16 protein-coding genes are annotated in these 23,649 nt (G+C 49.6%); all 16 read left to right on the top strand.

What is annotated here, in order from left to right:
- Positions 1–150: 150 nt before the first annotated feature.
- A complete protein-coding gene (locus EV294_RS26050; protein ID WP_132312228.1) occupies positions 151–1,539 on the top strand; it encodes an ABC transporter substrate-binding protein in 1,389 nt (462 codons plus the stop codon).
- Between the two features lie 84 nt (positions 1,540–1,623).
- The gene (locus EV294_RS26045; protein WP_481856094.1) at positions 1,624–4,521 is read left to right on the top strand and encodes an extracellular solute-binding protein; all 2,898 of its coding nucleotides are present in this window, start codon (positions 1,624–1,626) and stop codon (positions 4,519–4,521) included.
- A 17-nt stretch (positions 4,522–4,538) separates the two neighbouring features.
- Positions 4,539–5,495 (top strand): carbohydrate ABC transporter permease, encoded by a 957-nt coding sequence (locus tag EV294_RS26040; RefSeq protein WP_132312226.1) that lies wholly within the window; start codon positions 4,539–4,541, stop codon positions 5,493–5,495.
- An 8-nt stretch (positions 5,496–5,503) separates the two neighbouring features.
- Complete coding sequence (locus EV294_RS26035) at positions 5,504–6,373, top strand: carbohydrate ABC transporter permease (protein WP_132312224.1); 870 nt, start codon at positions 5,504–5,506, stop codon at positions 6,371–6,373.
- A 15-nt stretch (positions 6,374–6,388) separates the two neighbouring features.
- Positions 6,389–7,852, top strand: coding sequence for an NHL repeat-containing protein (locus EV294_RS26030; protein WP_132312222.1), 1,464 nt, complete (start codon positions 6,389–6,391; stop codon positions 7,850–7,852).
- Positions 7,833–8,468 carry a YIP1 family protein gene (locus tag EV294_RS26025; protein WP_132312220.1) on the top strand — a complete coding sequence of 212 codons (636 nt, stop codon included), beginning with the start codon at positions 7,833–7,835 and terminating at the stop codon, positions 8,466–8,468. The genes EV294_RS26030 and EV294_RS26025 overlap by 20 nt, the downstream gene beginning before the upstream one ends.
- 20 nt (positions 8,469–8,488) lie before the next feature.
- The gene (locus tag EV294_RS26020) at positions 8,489–11,047 is read left to right on the top strand and encodes a DUF5696 domain-containing protein (RefSeq protein ID WP_132312218.1); all 2,559 of its coding nucleotides are present in this window, start codon (positions 8,489–8,491) and stop codon (positions 11,045–11,047) included.
- A complete protein-coding gene (locus tag EV294_RS26015) occupies positions 11,044–11,955 on the top strand; it encodes a carbohydrate ABC transporter permease (protein WP_132312216.1) in 912 nt (303 codons plus the stop codon). The genes EV294_RS26020 and EV294_RS26015 overlap by 4 nt, the downstream gene beginning before the upstream one ends.
- Positions 11,956–11,968: 13 nt before the next feature.
- Complete coding sequence (locus tag EV294_RS26010; RefSeq protein WP_132312214.1) at positions 11,969–12,913, top strand: carbohydrate ABC transporter permease; 945 nt, start codon at positions 11,969–11,971, stop codon at positions 12,911–12,913.
- Positions 12,914–12,958: 45 nt separating this feature from the next.
- Complete coding sequence (locus tag EV294_RS26005) at positions 12,959–14,236, top strand: alpha-L-fucosidase (protein ID WP_243711807.1); 1,278 nt, start codon at positions 12,959–12,961, stop codon at positions 14,234–14,236.
- A gap of 380 nt (positions 14,237–14,616) precedes the next feature.
- Complete coding sequence (locus tag EV294_RS26000; protein WP_132312210.1) at positions 14,617–16,425, top strand: sensor histidine kinase; 1,809 nt, start codon at positions 14,617–14,619, stop codon at positions 16,423–16,425.
- Positions 16,418–17,995 (top strand): response regulator transcription factor, encoded by a 1,578-nt coding sequence (locus tag EV294_RS25995; protein ID WP_132312208.1) that lies wholly within the window; start codon positions 16,418–16,420, stop codon positions 17,993–17,995. The genes EV294_RS26000 and EV294_RS25995 overlap by 8 nt, the downstream gene beginning before the upstream one ends.
- Before the next feature lie 25 nt (positions 17,996–18,020).
- Positions 18,021–19,709: an ABC transporter substrate-binding protein gene (locus EV294_RS25990; RefSeq protein ID WP_132312206.1), complete on the top strand. Its 1,689-nt coding sequence runs from the start codon at positions 18,021–18,023 to the stop codon at positions 19,707–19,709.
- Positions 19,710–19,939: 230 nt separating this feature from the next.
- A complete protein-coding gene (locus EV294_RS25985) occupies positions 19,940–20,899 on the top strand; it encodes an ABC transporter permease (RefSeq protein ID WP_132312204.1) in 960 nt (319 codons plus the stop codon).
- 12 nt (positions 20,900–20,911) lie between these two features.
- Positions 20,912–21,805: a carbohydrate ABC transporter permease gene (locus EV294_RS25980; RefSeq protein WP_132312202.1), complete on the top strand. Its 894-nt coding sequence runs from the start codon at positions 20,912–20,914 to the stop codon at positions 21,803–21,805.
- A 70-nt stretch (positions 21,806–21,875) separates the two neighbouring features.
- Entirely contained in the window at positions 21,876–23,570 is a 1,695-nt protein-coding gene (locus EV294_RS25975; protein WP_132312200.1) for an ABC transporter substrate-binding protein, read from the top strand.
- The last annotated feature ends 79 nt before the right edge of the window (positions 23,571–23,649 follow it).

Below are 23,649 nucleotides of genomic sequence, written 5' to 3'. Positions count from 1 at the left end.
ATGCAGTGAATTTGAAGCGGGCAGGAGGTGATAGGTGCTGAGCGGATAGCTGCACATGCGCAAATAGCTTAGTGGGTTCGACTTTAAGCCGTATCCCTGTCATTACAACAAAGTGACAGCGATTACATGACCATCTCGGGGGGATGAAAAATGAAAAAAAACCTAGTTATGTTGCTTGTTAGTGTGATGTTGATATTTTCTTTAGCGGCTTGCAGCAGCGGAAGCAATGGCGGTAACGATCCAGCAAGCACCAATACGGCTACCGAAAAGCCATCAAACAATCCGGCGGCGACGAATGCTTCCGAGAATGACGCTGAGGACGGCGCGGGAAATTCCAATGAAACGCCGGAGATGGATTTCGATATGGGCGGCAGAACAATCAAGATTGTAAACTTCTGGAGCTTGGAAATCCCCGAAGATAATCCGGATAATATCCAACGGAAAAAGAATCTGGAAGCTCTCATGAAGAAACATAATTTCAAGGTGGAATACGTGGTCATCGATGGCGCCGAGTACCAGAAAAAGGTTACGGCATCATTGCTTGCCGGCGAACCGGTAGGCGATCTCATTGCCGTGAGCAAATCGTACACCATTCCATCGTTGGTAAGTCAAGATCTATTGTGGCCGATTGACGAATACACCAAAAATGACAAAGTATTCAATCCGGAAGTAACGAATAAGATCATGCAGTATAACGGGAGAGGGTACGGTTTTGGCGGGTATACACAGGGAGCGACGGGTTTCTTCTACAATCGCACGTTGATGAACAATCTCGGCATGAAACCTCTTCAAGAATATATTAATGAAGATAACTGGAATTGGGATACGTTCCTGCAAGTGATCAAAGAGGCTAATAGAGATACGAATAACGATGGAAAGCTTGATACGTGGGGATTGGCAGGCGCCGGCGTTTTGGATTCAGCGCTTGCTTCCAACGAGACAAGCTTGACGAAGGGGGATAAGCAGAACCTGGACGATCCTAAAACCGTCGAGGTTTTGAATTTCCTATCCAAGCTGAGTACCGATAAACTCGTCAGACCTTCAGAGGGCGGCGATTGGACGGAGCCAAGTCAATTTTTCCGTCAAGGCAACACGTTGTTGTATTTATCCGGAAACTATGAGGCGGAAGCTCTGAATAACGACATGAAGGACTTCGATATCGGCTTTATTCCTTTCCCTAAAGGACCGAATGGAACTTCCTACAATACACCTGATACCAATCCAGGGGCAATGGTCATTCCGAAGGCAGCGAAAAATCCGGAGCAGCTCATGTATATCTGGGAGAAAATCGAAACCTACGATTCGGTTTACGACTATCCTGGTCAGGACTGGTACGAGAGATCGTTTGACAACGAAGACGATATCAACAATGTTGTATTAGCGAGTAAACGGTTTAGTTTTGATAGTCTAAGCACCTTCCCAAGTATGCCTTATTATCAGTTCGCTGATGAGATTAACAAAGGCCAATCCGTATCCACGGTCATCGAGACGTATAAAACGCCTTTCCAGGCGGCAATCGATGAAGTCTACAAGAAGTAACGATTGAAGTGATCAAACAGTCCGCATCCCGGTTCATAATGTGGACTGTTTGAATTTCACTCTTGCCGCGGGAGGGGAGCAAAGTTGAGCGTCAGAAGCCAGAAATTAGTGAAATGGATATGTATTTTTTTTGTTTTAGGTTTGTCCATATGGGCGATCTACCCATCAAGTCAAAAAGGCAACGGCGATGTTCAGGCTATTAGCGATTTTTCGACGGTAATGGATTCTGATGCAAAAGACGGATATGACGCCTATACGAAACGCTACTCGAACGCAGACCGGCCGCCAGCGAAAATCCGAATCGAAGGCGAGCATTATACCGCGCTCGAAGGGGACGGCTTTGAGGTTGCGAACGGATTTCAAGGCCTGAAGGGCCAAGCTGTGTTAACGCCCGAGTCGGGCACGATTAGTTGGAAGGTCCGGGTCGATCAACCGGGTCTATACAATGTTCGAATTCATTATTTTCCTATTGAGGGGAAAAGCTCCGCTATCGAGAGGGAGTTCGCGATCAATCAGGAAGTGCCTTTTAAAGGCTCCGACATTTTATTGTTCGATCGAGATTGGGGCAATCGCGAAGACGAAATCGAGCGGGACAATCGCGGAAACGATTTGCGCCCGAGGCAGATAGAGAAGCCGGCTTGGCAAATCGCGTCCTTCAAGGACAGCGAAGGTTACAATGACGAGCCCTATTTGTTTTATTTCGGAGAAGGGGTTCAGACCATCTCCCTGACTTCCTTGAGGGAACCGATGGCTATCGACTATATCGAGTTATACCAGGAGCCGGAGACGAAAACCTATGAAGAACGGAAAGCCGAATATGAAGCCGAAGGAGCTGCAGCCGCCGAAGGTCAATTCATCGTGATTCAGGCTGAGGATGCGACCCTGAAATCTTCCCCTACGCTTTATCCGCTTTCCGATCGGTCAAGCCCTTCTGTTACGCCGTACAGCGCTTCGAAGATTCGGGTCAACGCGATAGGGGGCCTTAACTGGAAGCTGCCGGGGCAGTGGATTGAATGGGAATTCGAGGTGGAAGAGGATGGGTTGTACCAGATTGCGCTGAAGCGCAAACAGGATCAGCTGCGCGGCGTCTATGCGACGCGCAGCATCATGATCGATGGCGAATATCCATTCCAGGAAATGAAGCGGACGCGATTCGGCTTCAATATGGAATGGCGGACAGATGTGCTGGGAGGGGATAAGCCTTACCTGTTCCATCTGACGAAAGGGAAACATACCATTCGTATGGCGGTTTCGCTCGGCGAGCTCGCTCCGCTTATTGAGACGATCAAATCGAGCGTGCTGAAGCTAAACGAGATGTATCGAAAAATTTTGTTGATTACCTCAAATACGCCGGACCCTAACCGCGATTATCAATTGGAGAAGCGGATTCCCGGCATGATCGATGTTTTCCGGGAACAAGCCGGCACTATCCAGGCCGTGGCGGATTATCTCGAACAATCGACAGGGGAGAAAAGCGATAAAGTCGCTGTTCTTCATACGATGGTAAGGCAGTTGAACGAAATGGCGGAGAAGCCGGAAACGATCGCGAACCGTCTGAACTCCTTCAAGGTGAATGTCGGTGGTCTCGGCACGTGGATTCTGAACGTGCGCGAACAGCCGCTTACGTTGGATTATCTCATCGTTGCGTCCCCAGGCAGCAAGCTCCCGAGAGCGAAAGCGACTTTGCTCGAGAAGATCAAGCACGAGCTAGGCGCTTACGTTGCCTCTTATACCGAAGACTACGATAGTATCGGCAGTACGGAAGAAGGCGGGCGTTCCATCACGGTTTGGGTAACGACGGGAAGGGACCAGGCGCAAGTGTTGAAAGCGTTGATTGACGACAGGTTTACGCCCGAGACGAACATATCGGTAAATGTAAGGCTCGTTCCGGGCGGCATCCTGCTTCCGGCTGTCCTGGCCGGCGAAGGGCCGGATGTTGCCTTGCAGGCCGGCGAGGATGCCCCTGTCAATTATGCGATGAGGAACGCCGCAGCCGATTTGACCGCTTTCCCGGATTTCGAGAAAGTCGCTGCAAGGTTTCGCGATAGCGCCATAACGCCTTACAGATATGACGAAGGGGTATACGCGCTGCCGGAGCAGCAGACTTTCCCGATGCTGTTCTATCGCAAGGATATTCTCAAAGAGCTGGATTTGGAGCCTCCGAAGACGTGGCAGGATGTGTATAACATGATTTCGGTGCTGCAGAAGCATAACATGGAGTTTTATTTGCCGATCGAATCGGCTGCGAACAATGCGACCCTGGTTCCGAATGCGGCGTTCGCCATGCTTCTTTACCAGAACGGCGGCCAGTTCTACCGGGACAATGACAGGAAGAGCGCACTCGACTCCGAGATTTCAATGCAGGTGTTCAAGCGCTGGACGCAATTTTATACGAACTACAAATTTCCGCTGCAAGCGGATTTCGCTAATCGGTTCCGGACTGGCGAGATGCCTATCGGTATTGCCGATTATACAACGTACAATTTGCTAACGGTTCTGGCACCGGAGATCAAAGGGCTGTGGGACTTTGCCGTCGTACCCGGCACCGAGCACAAGGACGGGTCCGTCAGTCATGAGGTCGCCAGCCATACGACCGCGGTCATGATGCTGGATAATGCCGATGACAAGGACGCGGCGTGGTCATTCATGAAGTGGTGGACGGACAAGGATACCCAGATCGCTTACGGACGAGAGCTGGAAGGGCTGCTCGGCGATGCTGCGCGATATCCGACAGCCAACATCGAAGCATTGGAGCAGCTGCCATGGCCGGTCAAGGATTTCAACAACCTGGAACGCCAATGGCAATGGGTAAGGGGCATCCCTCAAGTGCCGGGCGGTTATTTCACGGGCAGGCATCTGGATAATGCCTTCCGGCGCGTCGTGAACCAGAGCGAGAATCCGCGCGAAGCCCTTTCGGATTATATTTTGTACATGAATGACGAAATCGCACTCAAGCGGAAGGAATTCAATCTGCAGAAATAGTTAGGGGGTGGAAGCCGATGCAAGCAGAAGCAAACCGTCATGCCGCGTCGAGCCTCATCCAGGCAAAGAAGCCGTCACGACTCGCCAATGTTGCCCAAGAGCTTCGGAAAAACAAGCACTACTACTTGCTGATGAGTCCGTACATGCTGATCTTCTTCACGTTTACGGTCGTTCCGGTCGTCATCTCGCTGGCGCTCAGCTTCTTTTATTTCAACATGCTGGAGTTTCCGAGATTCGTAGGCTGGCAGAATTACTCCCGATTGTTCCTAGGCGACGACGTGTTCATGATCGCTCTGAAGAATACGTTCATGTTCGCAATCGTGACCGGTCCGATCAGCTATATCGCGTGTTTCCTCTTTGCCTGGATTATCAATGAATTGTCGCCCAAGGTCAGAGCGTTTATGACCCTTGTGTTCTACGCGCCGTCCATTTCGGGGAACGTATTCTTTATTTGGCTGATCGTATTCTCCGGAGACAGCTACGGATATTTGAACGGGTTCCTCATGAGATTCGGTTTTATTCTCGAACCGATTCAATGGCTTTCAAACGAAAAATATATTCTGCCTATTATTATCATCGTCCAGCTGTGGCTTAGCCTGGGCACCAGCTTCCTGGCCTTCATCGCCGGTCTTCAGACGATCGACCGATCGCTGATCGAAGCGGGAGCCGTAGATGGCATCAAGAACCGCTGGCAGGAGCTTTGGTTCATCACGCTGCCGTCCATGCGGCCGCAGCTGATGTTCGGAGCTGTTATGCAGATTACAGGCTCGCTTGCGGTCGCCGATATATCGATCGCGCTAGCCGGTTTTCCAAGCGTTAACTATGCGGGGCATACCATCGTAACGCACTTGATGGACTTCGGCACAATCCGCTACGAGATGGGGTACGCATCCACTATCGCGACAGTGCTCTTCTGCATGATGATCGGCGCCAATAAGTTGACGCAAAAACTGTTGCGAAAGGTAGGGGAATAAAATTGGTCATGAGGATGCTAGCTGTATTCCGGCCCCCCAGGCGGTTAAACCGATCCTTTGCCGTCAGTTTTTTCATGTTCGCGCTTCTAGCCGTTTTCGGCGCGTTTATGGCGCTTCCGCTCATCTATGCGGTGAGCAATGCATTCAAGCCGCTTGACGAACTGTTTATTTTCCCGCCGCGGTTTCTGGTCAACAATCCGACGCTGGACAACTTCTTCGACCTGTTCGCCCTGATGGGGAACTCGTGGGTGCCGCTGTCCCGCTATATCTCAAACACTCTGTTTATCACGATCACGGGGACGGCGGGACATATTCTGCTGGCGTCTGCCGCGGCCTATCCTCTTGCGAAATACCGATTTTGGGGATCGAGGACTTTGTTCTCTATCGTCATATTGTCCTTGATGTTCTCGGGACATGTTACCGCGATTCCGAACTTTATGGTCATGTCCTGGCTCGGCTGGGTCAACACGCAGGCCTCGGTGATCGTGCCGGCTCTCGCCTTCCCACTCGGATTGTTCCTCATGAAGCAATTCATGGAACAGATTCCGGATGCGCTGCTGGAAGCTGCCAAGATTGACGGAGCGAACGAATACCGGATTTATTGGAGCATCGTCATGCCGAACGTGAAGCCCGCATGGCTGACGCTAATGATTTTGCAGTTCCCCGCCTTATGGGGGACCGACGGAGGCAACTTCATTTACAGCGAGAACCTGAAGACGCTTCATTACGCGCTTGGCATAATCTCGGCAGGCGGCATCGCCCGCGCTGGCGTTGGAGCGGCGGTCGCCCTTCTATTAATGATCGTTCCGATTACGCTCTTTATCATCTCGCAGAGCAGCGTCATGCAGACGATGGCGACCTCCGGGATGAAAGAGTAGAAAGGATGAGACGCGATGTTGAGCAGCCTATATAAAGCAAGGACATTTGTCCTCACGACGCTCATCTGTTTGCTAAGCATTGGAATGGGGAGCGCGGTCGTTCATGCCGAAGAAACTCCCGCATCCTATAATTATTCCTACTGGGGAGACGCTGTCGCCTCGCCTGCCGCCTATCGGGCAACGGCCCTTCTGAACGGCGACAGTCTGGGAGTCGGACCGTTTAAGGAACCGAACGATATACACGTTACGGCAGACAAGCAAATTTATGTGCTGGACTCCGGCAATAATCGAATCGTGGTGATGGATGCGAGCTTCAAGCTGGATCGAATCATCGATTCCTTCGATAACAACGGGGAGCCCGATAAGTTTATGAGCCCGCAAGGCCTGTTTGTAACCGAAGACAAGAATATCTATGTCGCTGATACGGGAAATAAAAGAGTTGTCCATCTCGATTCGAAGGGTAAGCTTGTGAAGGTTATCAAGAATCCTGAGTCCGAGCTTTTTCAAGAGAATTTCCAGTTCCAACCTGCTCGTGTTGTTGTCGATAAGGCGCAGCGGATCTATGTCATGGCCGCCGGCGTATTTGACGGATTTATGGAGTTTAACGCTAATGGCGATTTTTCGGCGTTCATTGGCGCGAACCGCGTAAGGGTCGATCCGATCGAGCTGTTGTGGAAACGGCTGTCTACCCGCGCCCAGCGGAGTCAGATGGCCCAGTTTACTCCTACGGAATTCACGAACCTGGATATTGACGATGAAGGATTTATTTATGCGACGAACGGGGACAGGTATGGCGAAACGATCAAGAAATTAAATGCCCAGGGGAACGATATTTTGAGGCGAACCGGGTATTTCAGCCCGGGCGGCGACCTCGTTATGTCATCGGAGGAGAGAACGAGACTGATTGACATCGATGTCGCGGACAGCGAAATCTATTCGGTGCTTGATTCCAGGCGCGGACGGATTTTCACATACAACGGCGATGGGCATTTCATGTATGTATTCGGCGGTCTGGGCAACCGGCTGGGCGAATTCAACGCGCCGACAGCCATCGAGCGTGTAGGGGATCAACTTCTCGTTCTCGATAAGGGGCTCGGGGAAATTACTTTATTCGAGACAACGGAATACGGCCGGACCCTCAACGAAGCCGTTCGAAGCTACTACAAGGGCGATGAAGAGGCGGCCTTCGCATGGTTCCGGAAGTCGATCAATATGAACGCCAATCTGGAATTTGCCTATGCCGGAATCGGCAAAGCGCTGCTTCGGCAAGGGAAATATGCAGAGGCGATGATTTATTTTAAGCAAAGCAAGGATCAGCCGAACTATTCGAAGGCATTCCTGCTCTATCGCAAGGAAGTGCTGCGCGAATACTTCCCTGCGACGATGACCGGCATTGTCTTGATCGCGCTCGGCGCAATCACGTTCAGGAAGCTCCGGCAATGGAAAGGGGGAAGGAAACGTGCCGAAATGGAACAGTGAACTGCTTAAACACCCATTCTATCTGATTCTGCACCCGTTTAACGGCTATTGGGATTTGAAGTACGAATGGAACAAAAAAACCAATCTGATCGTTTCCTTCTCGATCTTATTCCTCATGATCGTCACCAATATCATGAGCACCGAGTACAGCGGATTCCTCGTTCATATCTACAATCCCGCTGACATGAACAGCCTGATGGAGGTTCTGTACGTACTGCTTCCGGTGTTGTTCTGGTGCGTGGCCAATTGGTCGCTCACGACCTTGATGGACGGGGAAGGGAAATTTGTCGAAATCTTCACTTCGACCTGCTTTGCTTTCGTTCCTATGGTCATCATCCCGTTTCCATGGATCTGGTTAAGCAACGTTATCTCGATGCAGGAAACGAGCTTCTACTATTTCTCGCACAGCGTCGCACTCATTTGGTCATTGTATCTGTTGTTCGTCGGGAATATGACGGTTCAACAATTTACGCCTTCAAAAACCATAGGCACCCTTTTGTTATCGGTTGTCGCAATGGGGTTTCTGGCGTTCCTGTGCTTGCTTTTCTTCAGCTTGATTCAGCAAATCTCATCATTTGTAACAACCATTTACCAGGAAATTGACCTGAGAAGCTAAGGAAGGAGGCATGCGCAGCCATGAATGTGAAACGATATGCCTTGCTGACTTTGTTGTTCCTGCTTGGAATAATGACTGCGGGATGTGCGGGCTCCGGTTCTGAAAAACAAACGGAAGCTAATGGATCCGTTGCAGCGGCATTTGTGAAGGGAACGGCTTTGGCCGTTTCCTTCACGGATCCTCGAGTCGCGGGCATGAAAGGCGTTGCGGCAAACAATCGTCTGGAATTATTCGCAGACGATCAGTCGGGAGTTATCGCCGTTCTCGATAAGAATAGCGGAGAAGTATGGTACAGCAATCCGCCGGAGCGAGAATCCGATAATCTGGCAACAGGAGTTAACAAGGATTTGCTATCCGCTCAATTGAAGCTCGATTTCAATAACGCGTTCGGCCAGCTCAGTTCGGTCAACTCCTATACGGATAGCGTCATTCATAAGCAATTCAGATTCGACAGCATTCCTAACGGCATCAAAGTGACTTATCAATTCGGAACGGACGAGAAAACGGCTGACGATATTCCAAGCAAGCTGACGAAAGAGCGCTTGGAGGAACTTAAGGGGAAAGTGGATAAAACGGGACAGCGCGCGCTGATGATTGCCTACCAAGAGGATACTGACCCTTCTGTGTATGTGCGAAATGAATCTCTGGCGGGGATTCAACTGAAACGGACTCTCCAGGCATTCGAAGCTGCCGGCTATACGGATGAAGATTTCCGGAAGGATCTCGAGGCGTTTCATCTCGAGCAAACCAAACCCGAACCGCGTATATTCCTTGCCTCGATCGAGTATACCCTGGATGGCGATAGCCTCGTGGTCAAAGTGCCGGCTTCCGGCATTCATTACTCAGACGAGTATCCCATCAACACGGTATCGGTTCTTGGTTTCTTCGGCGCAGTAGGAGAGGAGTCGGAAGGGGCCTTATTCGTACCGGACGGGTCCGGGGCGCTTATTCATTTCAACAATGGCAAAATCAATTATTCGTCATACGAACAAAGGATCTATGGATCCGATCTAACGATGGAAGGTATCAAAGAAGACGTAGGCGAAGAAAAAGCCAGATTGCCGGTATTCGGAATGATTCGCAGGGATGGAGCCTTTCTCGGCATTATTGAAGAAGGCGATTCGGTCGCAAGCGTAAATGCGGATGTAAGCGGCAGAGTGAATGGCTATAACTATATTTATCCAAGCTTTTATGTGATCAATAAGGACCAGGTTTCCCTGGACGCGAACGGCCAGGCGCGTTCCTTGCCCAGGTATCAAGAGAATCCGACAAAATCGGACTTTACGATCCGTTACGCTTTCCTGAGCGGAGATGATGCTACTTATTCCGGAATGGCACAATACTATCAACGGTATTTGATCAAAACGCACGGACTTCCCGAACAGAAGTCGGCGAGCGATTCGAATTCCGGAGGGGATGCTCCGTTTTATTTGCAGTTGATCGGAAGCATCGCCAAAAACAAGCATGCGGTGGGCATTCCCTATAAGGCGTTCGAGCCTCTTACAACCTTTAATCAGGCAGAGGATATCGTAAATCAGGTGCAGAACCGCAATATTCGAAATATTAAGCTTCAGTATTCGGGTTGGTTTAATAAAGGAATTGATCATGAGGTACCGGATCATGTCTCGGTCGACGGAGCTGTAGGAGGGAGCAAAGCGCTTCGGGAATTTATCGCCTTCGCTCGGGACAAGGGACTTTCCTTCTTTCCGGACGTCTACATCGCAGAGGCGCGTACAAGCGATGGCTTCGATGAGACCAAGGCAGCTTCCAGAACATTAAGGGGAGATCCTGCCGCGATCTACCCGATTGAACCGGTCTTGAATAAGCGCGACCGCAGCAAAGCTCCGTCCTATGTTGTATCGCCGAGCCATATGCTGAAGGTTGTGGATTCCATGCTAAGCGAGCTGGATGGCTATCGTCTTGAAGGGATATCGCTGCAGGATTTAGGCAGCCGGTTAAATACCGACTATCGGACAAACCGTCAGATCGACCGAACGGAGTCCGAAACGATATCGAAGGAGGCGCTGACCAAGATTCGCGAACGGAATCTCGAAATTATGGCCAGTGGCGGCAACGCCTATGCGTTTCCATACGTGACGGATATTACGAATGCGCCGATGACGAATAGCGGGCTCAAAATTGAAGACGAAGAAATTCCGTTCTATCAAATGGTCGTTCGCGGATATATCGACTATACGGGCATGCCTTATAATCTGTCGGGCTTCACCAATATGAACCAGTATATATTGAAGTGTCTGGAATACGGCTCGGGCGTTTACTTCAAATGGATTCATGAACCGAATTCTAAAGTAAAGGATACGGACTACGACGACTTGTACGCCGTCAATTACGAGCAATGGCTGGACCAGGCTGCAACGATCTATGGAAATGTGAATGAAGTCTTAGGCAATGTGCAGAACCGGAAGATGATTTCGCACGAGAAGTTAAGCGATGGCGTCTTCAAAACCGTTTACGAGAACGGTATCTATGTCATTGTGAACTACAATCGGTCAATGGTACAGGCGGATGGCATAAACGTCGAAGCCGAAGGCTATGTAATGGGTGGTGTACAAAAATGAAATCCATACTTAAACCTCGCCTGTTGAAAAGGTCTTACGCGGAAAAAAAGGCACAATGGGGTTTTCTTTACGTTTTGCCATGGCTGCTTGGCTTTTTTCTCTTTTTCTTTGTGCCTTTATTGAGTTCGTTGCGATTCAGCTTCAGCTCGATAACGGCCAATTCGGAAGGGATCACGGTTAAATACATTGGATTCAAAAACTACGTGGAAGCTTTGACGATAAACACAAGCTTTAACCGCGTTTTGATCGAGTCGATCGTAAATATCTTGGTCAATATTCCGCTGATCGTCATATTCAGTTTATTCCTGGCGGTGCTGCTGAACCAGAAATTCATCGGAAGATCCGCTGCCCGGGCAATCTTCTTCCTTCCCGTCATTCTGGCGTCGGGCGTTATTATGAATCTGGAGAGCACAAGTCTGGTGCAAGCGATAAACGATGCAAGTTCCGGGACAAAGGTCGTACATTCGTTACAGAGCTTTGAATTGGAGAAGCTGATGCTGCAAGCCGGGGTTAACGAATGGATCGTCAATTACCTCACGGGTTCGGTTGACCGTATCTATCAGATTGTCAGCCAATCCGGCGTTCAGATTCTAATCTTCCTCGCGGGAATCCAGACTATCTCGCCGCAGCTGTACGAAGCCTCCAAGATAGAAGGGGCAACCGGCTACGAGGCCTTCTGGAAGATTACGTTTCCGATGGTTAGTCCGCTTATTTTGGTCAATGTGATTTATACCATAGTAGATTCGGTCTCCACCAACGAAATAACGGACTTGATTCTAGACACCGGTTTTTCCGCTTTTAATTTCGGTCTCAGCTCGGCAATGGCAACGATCTACTTTCTGGCTGTTGCCCTAATCTTGGTGGCAAGCACCTATCTGATATCGAGGAAAGTTTTTTATTACGATTAGGGGGGATGTACGAGTGCGCAATTCCCGACTGCTATCTGTAGAATCCTGGAAGAGGTGGGTTTGGTCGTTAATCCGTCTCGTATTGATTGCAGGACTTTCGTTTTTGATTTTATATCCGATCTTGCAAAAAATTTCGACAGCGATTAAGGATAAGGAGGATCTATATTCGCCGATCGTGGTGTGGGTTCCCCTCCATTTTACTTGGGATAATTTCAAGCAGGCGATCGCAATCATGGATTACTGGGACACGTTGGTCAATACCTTTGCGCTGTCGATCTCTACTACTATCCTTACCGCGATAACATGCGCTTTGGCCGGTTACGGATTTGCACGGCTTAAATTCAAAGGAAGCAATCTGCTGTTTGCCGGAGTCATTCTGACCATACTGGTTCCGCCTTCGACGATTCTCATTCCCCTTTATCTCAACCTGAAGGATTTTACGCTGATGGGGCTAATTCCATTGCTTACGGGCAAATCCGTCAATCTGCTGAATACCTACTGGCCGTTCATCCTGACAGCCTTGACAGCCAGTTCACTGAAGGCGGGACTTTATATTTTTATATTCAGGCAATTTTTCCGGGGAATTCCCAAAGAGGTTGAGGAAGCCGCCTATATCGATGGCGCAGGGGTCGGGACGACGTTTTCCCGAATCATGCTCCCGAACGCGATCCCGGCGATTATTACGGTGCTGCTCTTTTCGTTCGTGTGGCAATGGAACGATAGCTTCTTCACGACAACGTATCTGACTTCAGGCAAGGTCATGTCCGTGCAGCTGGCTGCCTTGCCTCATAATTTAAACAGTCTTGTTAGCGGAGGTTCCTCCCAGTCCGATCCTTTCTATTTAAGCATGGTGCAGGATACAGGCATTCTGCTCGCTATTCTGCCGCTTATTGTGAGCTATTTCTTTGTGCAGCGGTACTTCGTTGAAGGAATCGAGCGCACAGGCATTGTCGGCTAAATTCGGTCACGCACTCCGTAATAAAGGAGGAGAATCGGCTTGGTAATGAAAGAACTAAGCGGCGCGGAGCTTGCGTCCATGGTGAAGAGCAGCATCCAGCTCAAAAGCCTGGACGGCGTTAAAGCGCCGGAGCTAAAGCTGAGTGAAGAGGATATGAAATGGTGGCGCGATGCGAAGCTTGGTCTGTTCTTCCACTGGGGACTTTATTCGATTCTGGGACGCGGCGAATGGGCTATGTTCAACGAGAAGATTCCCGCGGACGAATACGCGAAGCTGGCTGACAGGTTCAACCCGCTGCATTGGAAACCGGAGCGAATGGCGCAACTTGCGAGGGATGCAGGCATGCGCTATTCCGTCATGGTCGCCCGCCATCACGACGGATTCGCGCTGTGGGACAGCCCTGGCAGTTACGGACGCTTCGACAGCATGCACGCGGCGGCCAATCGCGATTTCGTGAAAGAATACACGGACGCCTTCCGGAACGCAGGACTGCGCGTCGGCTTGTATTATTCGCCAATGGATTGGCGGTTTCCGGGCTATTTCGAGCCAGTGAAGCTTGCCGATAATGCGGCGCTGATGAAGAAGCAATGCTACGCTCAGATCGAGGAGCTGACCACCCGGTACGGGCGAATCGATATTCTATGGTATGATGGGGGATGGCTGGCGCATGCGGGAACGGATGCCGATGCGGCCTGGTTCTGGGAGCCGGTTAAGTTGAACGGGATGGTTCGGCGCCATCAGCCGACATGCGCGATCAATCCGCGATCCGGATGGACCGGGGATTTTCAATGCGACGAAGGCACGCATGCCATCACCGGGAACATTCTTCCAATCGATTGGGAGAAATGTTTCTCCATCGGCACGCATTGGTCCTATGATCCGCAAGAACGGGTAATGCCGCTGGAAGACATCATCAAGATTATGATTGACTGTTTCGTCCGCGGTGGCAATGTGCTGCTGAACGTTGCTCCGAATCCGGACGGAGAGATCCCCCCAAGCCAAGTCGAACGACTCCAGCAAATCGGCGCGTTTATGCGGAAGAACGGCGAAGCCATCTATGGGACGACAGCGGGGCCGATCGAGCCGGTTGATCATATCTACGGGATGACCCGAAGAGGAAATGATCTTTATTTACATGTGCAAGACATGCAGGCATTCGAACACATCGGACTGCTGCCGCTTGAACAGCGAATCTCGCGCTGCCGGTTGCTCGATGGCACCGAGATTCCTTACTTGCAGAACGAGCGGGGGCTAGAAATTCGAGTTCCGAAGGAGAAATGGGAACCGCTCGATACGGTGGTTAGGCTGGAAACTCAAGAATAGAGCCGACCGGCAAGCAACCAAGCCTTGGAAACTTATAAAGTCTATTGTGGCAAACAAATTCCGTGAGCTTATTGCGCCCGCGGAATTTGCTTTTTACCGCATCGGAAAGTATAAGTTTTCAAACTCGAAAACTAGCTTTCTGATTGGCGATAAAAACTACCACTGAAACGCGGCCCTTCATCTTCGAAGTACTTCGATAGAATTTTTCTCACAGGGACGTTGTGATTGCGGACGGCAAATCCGTCGGCAGGGATATTTTAATTTTTATTAGAGTGGTGATGAGGTATAATTTTGATAGGATAATCGTTTCGACTCATTCGTAAGATTTCTGTTGTAAGCGCTGTCAAAGAAGTCCTCAAGCATCCGAAAGGAGACCTGAAATGGGAAGCAAGATCCTCGCCGCGGTTAGGAAAACGAACAATATCCGGCTCAAGAACAAGCTGATCATTTCCATCGTGGTCGTGGTGTTCATCCCGGTACTGCTCGTGGGCAGTATCTTGACGGTATCTTATCGTCAGAATGTACTAGATCAGGCTACGAACCAAACCATGAACAACGTGGATAAGATCAAGAAGCAACTAACGGACATTCTTCGGATGCCGATTGAAATATCGCACAACCTGCAAGTCGACGACAGGTTATCCAATTTGGTCAATTCCCACTATGAGACCACTTTCGAACTGGTTACGGCCTATTGGGATTTTCGCTATTTTCGGGACTATGTGCAGCTATACAAGGAAATTTATAACATTCGCTTCTACACGGACCCCCCGATGCCGATCAGCAACTGGTACTTTCTGAACGCGGATGAGTCTGTCAAGAACTCGGAATGGTATCGGGAGGCGCTCAACAACCCCGGTTCGTCCATCGCTTGGCATTACGTCGCGGACGAGACGAAGGAAAATCGCCCGTATCTCAGCCTCGTTCGCAGAATTGATTTTCCGCTTTACCGTTCCCGCGGAGTGCTGGTCATCGATCTGGATCAGAATGAATTGAATGGGCTTCTAAGCCAGGAACCGTTCGATACGATGATTTTCGATTCCCAGGGCCTAATAGTCGCCGCCAAATACCCGCAGTGGGTCGGCCGGAATATCGACAGCATGGATTTCGCCAAGGATTTGAGCGATAAACCGGCTGGAGCCTACGAGTTTAAATACGAGGGAAAACACTCGAAAATTGTGGTGGAGGAGGTGATTCCGCCATACAGCCGGAACGGGCTCAAAGTCGTTTCGGTCTTTCCGATCGACAGTATCGTCAGCGACGCAAACAAGGTCAGCAGGCTGGGGTTTACCATTATTGCGGCCAGTTTGTTCCTCGCGATCGTTCTCATCTACATCACCTCCTCCTTCTTGTCCCGCAGATTGCTTCTGCTTAATAAGGTGTTGAACAAAGTATCCATGGGGAATCTGAACGTACAGTTGGATGTGGACGGAAACGATGAGATTGGCGCCTTATCCAGACAGTTCAACCATATGCTTGCCAGCATCCGGAGCCTGATGGAAGAGGTGAGAGAGTCCCATGTGCACAAAAACTTGCTGGAGCTGCGGCAGCGCGACATCAAGCTGAAGATGATGGCGAGCCAAATCAACCCGCATTTTCTGTTTAATGCGCTGGAGTCCATTCGAATGAAAGCGTTTGTGAAGGGAGATGCGGAAATTTCCAATGTGGTGCATCTCCTGGGGAAACTGATGAGGCGCAGCATTGAAATCGGAGATCGCAAGATCCGGCTCCAGGAAGAGCTTGATAATGTACGCTCCTATTTGGAGCTTCAGAAATTCCGTTTCGAAGACGAACGTTTGACTTACAGGCTTCATCTGGATCCTTCGGCAATGAAAGTGGAGATTCCGCCGCTCATTGTTCAGCCTCTTGTAGAGAATGCCGTGGTGCACGGGCTGGAGGAGGTTGAAGAGAGCGGAATCGTAATCATCGATGCGCGTGTGGAGTCGGATCGGGTAGTGATTGCGGTGGAGGATAACGGGTGCGGCATACCGGAGGATAAAATGCGGGAAATCGAGCATTCCTTTCTGGATATGGAAGATGCGGAGGAGCATCGGATCGGACTCCGCAACGTACATCAGCGCCTTATTCTGACCTACGGAGAAGGGTTCGGGCTAAAGCTGGAATGCCCGCCGGGATCCGGTACCCGCATCACATTTTCCATACCGTTGGGAGGGAATTTACATGTATAAAGTGATTGTGGCCGACGATGAACCGGCGATCCGGAAGGGGCTTCTGAAAATTGTCGATTGGGAAGCGCTTGGCTTCTCCGTAGTAGGAGACGTCTCGAACGGAATAAAAACGGTTGCCCTCCATCAGGAGCTGTCTCCCGAGCTGATCGTCATTGATATCCGGATGCCTCGGATGGATGGCCTTCAAGCGATCCGCGAAATTCGCAAGACGGATGGGGATTGCCAATTTCTTATTTTGAGCGGGTACGCCGATTTTGCCTACGCCAAGCAAGCCATCGAGATGAATGTGAGCGGCTATGTGCTCAAGCCGATTGATGTTGAGGAGTTTAAAGAGGAACTGCTGCGCATCAGAGCCCAACTAGACCGGCTGTCAGGCCGCGCCAAATTGTCCGAAATCCATGCCGATGCGCTGCGGGAGGAACTTATCCTCAAGTTGATCGCCGCCGATCCGGCTGACGCTCAGGAATTGGAAAGCCAACTAATGCCCTTAACCGGCTTCGCAGGGAAATCCAAACAGATTTTGTTGATTGAGGCGGAGGACATTTCTCAAGCAGGACTTGCGTATCTGGAGTCGGTCAAGACGGGATGGCTTGAAGCCGTGGAGACGGAGGGTCTCGGATACGGGTTTCAGGCCGGCCCGTATATCGGATTTCTTTTGAAGGAAGATCTGAACCGGCCCGGCGCCAAAAACGAATGGACTCGGCTTCTGCAAGACGCCTGCGGGCTTAAGCTGGGCTTCACTGCGGCCGCTGGACGGATTGTCTATGAACTTGCGGATATCCGTCAATCGTATGAGGATGCCTTGGGATTGTTAAAGAACCGTTTTCTGCTTGCCGAAGGACAGATCCACATGGTAACGGAACCGGTCTTTAGCCCTATTTCGACGGAGTCGAACGGACATGCTCCTCAGGATTTGGAGGCTCTCGCTACCAAGCTGTGTTATATGCTGGATCTCGGCAGATGCGAAGGGGTGGCTGAGACGCTTGAGGAAGCGGGAAGAGCACTCGTGGCTTGCGATTCTTCCGAAACCGCGATCAAGAACGGCCTGGCCAAAGTGTTGTCCGTCGCCCTAAGCAAGCTGGCGGCTCTCCATCAAAGCGTCGAAATCCAGGACTATGCGCCGCTGTTTGCCGAGCTTTATCAGCACACGCATTACGATAGAGTGATGAACGCCGCTTATTCCCAGCTCGCCGAACTGGCGATAAGACTGGGGGGAAACGGCAACCTTCCTGTAGTCAAGCAAGTGATAGATTTTATCCAGCGGCATTACCATGAAAATCTAAAGCTGGAGACGATGGCGGAGATTTACAATTACAACAAGGGGTATTTGGGCAGAATGTTCAAGCAGCACACGGGAGACTCCTTCCATACCTACTTGGATAAGGTCCGGATTCAGCAAGCAATCCAGCTTCTAAAGGAAGGGCATAAGGTTTACGAGGTCTCGGAGCTCGTAGGTTATCCGAATGTGGATTATTTCCATTGCAAATTCAAGAAATATGTAGGAGCTTCCCCTTCTTCGATCAAAGGGGCTCCTCCAAAGGCCAAGACCATTTCGCTGGAAACATCCTAGATTTTTTTAGAATGGAGCGGCATTCATGAAAGTCAGCAAAACAAAAGTGGCAGGCCTTGTCATGATCGGAGCACTTCTTGTATCCAACGGCTGCAGCAACCGATCGGACTCCGGTAGCTCCGGCGGTCCCGACGCATCGCCGAACAAAGATCTCACACCACAAACAATCACTATAGCATTTGGGGACTTCAACCCTTTATGGGACGACATGCAAAGCGAGGTCGGCAAGCTCATAACGGAAAAAACCGGCATCTCGCTCAAAGCGCAATTCCCGATGAACGGCAATGATAGGGATATGTTCGAGCTAATGGTGGCAAGCAGCGAATATCCGGACATGGTTTGGGCCAAAGGCAGCGTAGGCGAGCTGAAGGACGCCGGCGCTTTGATCGATTTGACGCCGCTCATTGAAGAGCATGCGCCGAACATCAAAAAGGTATATGGCGAATACATGAAACGTTTGCGCTGGAGCAATGACGATCATGGCATATATGTCCTGCCGACAGCACCGGTAAACCAAACCTACTTCAAGGCGGGAAGCGGCTTCTCGCTGCAGCACGCCGTGCTGAAGGAACAGAACTATCCACAGATCAAGACGGTGCGGGATTTCGAGAATGCTCTCAAAGCTTATTACGGCAAACACAAGACCACGGCCGACGGTCAACCGATCATTCCCTTGTCCCTGAACGGAGGGGAATGGCAGTTTTTGATCAGCGTAACCAACCCGGCCGTCGCAACGACCGGTGCGCCGGATGAAGGCGAATTTTATATCGACCCGGATACTTATGAGGCGAAGCTCCATTACCTGCGCCCGGAAGAGAAAGAATACTTCCGATGGTTGAATCATATGCACGACATCGGCTTGCTGGACCCTGAGAGCTTCGTCCAGAAGTATGATCAGTACAGGGCGAAGATTGCCAGCGGGCGCGTTCTGGGACTCATCGACATGGATTGGGATTTCGCCGGTGAAGTAGCGGTATTGAGGAAGGAGGGCAAGTTCGACCAAACCTACGCTAACTTCCCGGTTACCTTGAATGAAACCTACAAGAGACATGACTTCCAGCGTTACGGATATTTGGCGGGGATCGGCATCTCGATCACGAAGAGCGCCAAAGACCCGGTTCGCGTGATCAAGTTTCTCGATTTTCTGGCGTCCGATGAAGGGCAAGTACTGCTCAACTGGGGAATCGAAGGCAAGCATTACAAGGTGGAAAACGGCAAACGCGTCATTCCGGAAGATATTCTGAATAAGAAAGTTAATGACAACGGGAACTTTAGAAAAACGACCGGCATAGATATGTATCGATTTGGACCAAGCTACGGCGACGGCGTGAAGGACCCGACGGGCAATTATTACACCACTGTCTTCCCTGAACAAATCGAGAAGGGGTACACCCAGGCGGAAAAGGAAACATTGGCCGCATACCATATTAAAAGCTACAATGATCTGTGGCCGTCCGAGAAAGAGTTCCCGGTTAGACCGTGGGGAGCGGCATGGAACATCAACATGAAGACCGGCTCTGAAGCGAATGTCATCTTCCGAAAGTGCCAGGATATTATGAAGAGGCGCATTACCGAAGCGATTTTGGCAGAGCCGGAACAATTCGACGCCATTTGGGACGACTTCATGAAGGAGCTGGAAAAAGCGGGCGTTGAGAAGCTGAACGAAGAGTTTACCAAGCTGGTGAAGGAACGCGTGAAGCTTTGGAATGAATAAGCGGCTAACTAAGTTTACGGAGTAAAAAAGGCATCCAATCCCTTTTTTTGGGGATGTGGATGCTTTTTTTTTTAGTTATGAAAGCGTTTGAAAGTATTTATTTTGATATGATTTTAGGTTCATTTTATCGGGTGCAATGGAAGGGTCTCTATCGTTTATGATAATTACAAATAAGAGAGGATAAGCAATCGCATGTAAAAAGGAAGCTTACGAAGCTAGGAGGAGCACAAATGAAACCGTTAACAGAAGTTGCCCCGGAAGCAGGACCGACGCTCAAAAGGAACCGATTCTGGTTCAAAGCATTCCAGCAGCGTTACTTGTACATGATGTCACTTCCATTCGTAGCATGGATAATTATTTTTAGTTATGTGCCTGTATGGGGCTGGCTTACCGCTTTTCAAAACTACAAACCGAAAAATTCGATTCTCGATCAGAAATGGGCCGGCTTTGAGAATTTCGTTGAATTATTCCAAGATGAAAGATTTTATATTGTTCTGCGAAATACGCTGGCCATGAGTACGATGGGACTAATTGCAGGCTTCGCGGTTCCTGTTATATTCGCATTATTGCTAAATGAAATAAAAGGTCAGTTTTTCAAACGGTCGGTTCAAACGATATCGTATTTGCCTCACTTTGTTTCATGGGTTGTTGTAGCCGGACTCGTATATAAGATGCTTTCGACAGACGGCGGAGCGGTTAACCAATTGCTCATGTGGCTTCATATTATCGACCAGCCTATTCAGTTTATGGCTAAAGGCCATTTGTTCTGGGGAATTGTAACCGCTTCAGATTTATGGAAGGAAACAGGCTGGAACTCGATTATTTTCCTGGCAGCGATGGCAGGCATCGATCCCGAGCTTTACGAAGCGTCAACGGTTGACGGGGCAGGCAGATTCCGCAAAATGTGGCATATCACCCTGCCTGGTATTCGTACAACCTTCATGGTCCTTTTCATCTTGTCGATTGGACACTTAATCAGTATCGGATTCGAGAAGCAGTTCTTGCTTGGCAATCCGCTGGTAGCTGATTATTCAGAAGTATTCGATCTGTATGCGCTCAAGTACGGCATTCAAATGAGCCGATATTCGTACGGTACGGCAATCGGTATAGTTAATTCCGTAGTCAGCATTCTATTGGTGTTTATCGCGAACGGAATATACAAGAGAGTCACCAAGGAAACAGTCATATAGGAGGCGCGGCATATGCAAGGAGTTGTTCAAAAAAATATTGGCGATAAAATCTTTGACATATTCGTCTATGTATTCATGACGATGGTAGCTCTTGTAACCTTATATCCGTTTTTAAATGTACTCGCGATTTCATTTAACGACTCGGTGGATACCGTACGAGGCGGTCTGACGATCTACCCGCGAGAATTCACCTTAAGAAACTATGAAACGATCTTCGGCTTTGAGGGCTTGGTTACCGGCTTTAAAAACACCGTCATTCGTACGGTAATCGGTACGGCAATCGGGGTTGTGGCAGCGTCCATGATGGCATACACGTTAAGCCGTCCCGATTTTCAGTCCAGAAGATGGATGTCGGTTCTGTTCGCTCTCACGATGTATTTTTCAGGCGGACTCATTCCGGGCTTCCTATTGATGAAATACCTAGGCTTGATCGGAACCTTTTACGTTTATATCATTCCTGCACTGCTCAGCGTTTGGAACGTATTCGTTATCCGCTCGTATATCGACGGACTTCCGTATGCGCTTCAAGAATCGGCGAAAATTGACGGCGCAAATGATTGGACTATATTTTGGAGAATTATTCTTCCGCTTTGTCAACCCGTATTGGCGACAATCGCATTGTTCATTGCTGTCGGACATTGGAATTCCTGGTTTGATACGTACTTGTTCAATAACAGGAATCCGGAAAATACGACGCTTCAGTATGAACTTATGAAAGTGCTGTTATCTACGCAGACGGGCAGCAACTACCGCGACCCGAACGCACAGCAAGCGATGGCGGCGGTATCGCCCGAATCCATTAAGATGGCGATTACGATCGTCGTTACCGTACCGATCTTGCTCGTATATCCATTCCTTCAAAAGTATTTTGTCAAAGGAATGACGCTTGGCGCGGTAAAAAGCTAATTCTAGTAATAGCAGGTTTCCTGTTATATACATGCACATCACGCACGGGAAAAAAGGGAGGCTTAACGAAATGAAAAGAAAGATTCAAATGGTACTTAGCTTGATGTTGGCACTCGTATTCGTATTCGTCACAGCATGCAGCAATTCGAATAATGAAGGCGGTAATAACACGAAAGAAACAACTAATGCAAAAAATGAGCCGGCAGCTGAGCCGATTACGGTTCGCTTGGCAGCCGGTAACAACCCGAACTGGGATGACATGCAATCCGATGTCGGCAAATTTATTAAAGAAAAAACAGGCATTACCATTAAACAAGAATTCCCTGTCGGCGGTACCGACACTGACATGTTCGCGCTTATGGTAGCAAGCGATGAGTATCCGGATCTGGTAATGCCGGGCGGCAGCACTGGCAAATTGGTTGATGCAGGCGCTTTGATCGACCTTCGCCCATTGATCGAAGAGTATGGTCCTAACATTAAAAAGGTTTACGGCGAATATTATAACCGTCTTCGTTGGAGCAAAGATGATGACGCGATTTATACGCTTTCGCTGACCGGCGTTGGTCATACGTACTTTGATTCAGGCAGCGGTTTCCAATTGCAGCACCAAGTGCTTGAAGCAGCCGGCTACCCGAAAATCAAAACCGTTAAGGATTACGAAGCTGCAATCAAAGCATATATAGAGAAAAATCCAAAAACGGCAGACGGCCAACCGAATATCGGTTTGTCTCTTAACGGCGGGGAGTGGCAAATTCTGATTTCCGCAACAAACCCTGCGTTCTTGGCAACCGGCGCTCCGGACGATGGCGAATTCTTCATTAACCAAGATACTTATGAAGCAATCATGCACTACCAGCGTCCTGAAGAAAGAGAATACTTCCGTTGGCTGAATCACATGAACGATATCGGCCTGCTTGATAAAGAAAGCTTCGTTCAAAAATACGATCAATACAAAGCAAAAATCGCTTCCGGCCGCGTTCTGGGTCTTATCGACCAAAATTGGGATTACGGCCAAGCTGAGAACGCTTTGAAAGCTGAAGGCAAATTTGCTTCGACATACGCTCGTTTCCCTGTAACATTGAACGAAACTTACCAGGATCATTCCTTCGCAAGTACGGGTTACCTTCCAGCCCTCGGAATCGGTATTACGAAAGATGCTCAAGATCCGGTTCGTTTGATCAAATTCCTGGACTACCTTGCTTCCGATGAAGGCCAAGTGCTTTTAAACTGGGGGATTGAAGGCAAGCATTACAATGTGGTAGACGGCAAACGCGTCATTCCGGCCGATGTGCTAGAGCAGAAAACAAACGATAACAACAAATTTACGAAAACAACGGGTATCGGCAACTACAACCTATCCGCCCGTTACGGCGACGGCGTGAAAGATCCGTCCGGAAACTACTATACGACGACATTCCCTGAGCAGATCCAAGCAACTTACTCGGAAGAAGACAAAAAGACGTTGTCAGCTTACGGCGCAACGACTTACAAGGATCTGTGGCCTTCTAATGACGCGTTCCCTGAACGCAAATACGGCGCGGCATGGACGCTTTCGTTCGAGACGGGCTCCAAGGCGAACGTTATTTTCCAGAAAACGCAGGATATTATGAAGAAACGCATACCTGAAGCGATTCTGGCGAAGCCGGAAGATTTCGATAAGATCTATGATCAGTTCCTGAAGGACCTGGAAGACGCAGGCGTTGCGAAGCTGAATGAAGAAGTTACAAAGATGGTGAAGGACCGCGTTGAACTTTGGTCGAAATAGGCGTAAGGCGTTAGCTATTCGTTTATAAGGAAGGATTGCCTTTGACTGGTTTACTGGTTTTGGGCAATTCTATTTTACT

The organism is Paenibacillus sp. BK033, from assembly GCF_004345425.1.
GTDB lineage: Bacteria > Bacillota > Bacilli > Paenibacillales > Paenibacillaceae > Pristimantibacillus.
Note: the sequence above shows the minus strand (reverse complement) of the source record. Positions and strands in the feature narration are given on the sequence as shown.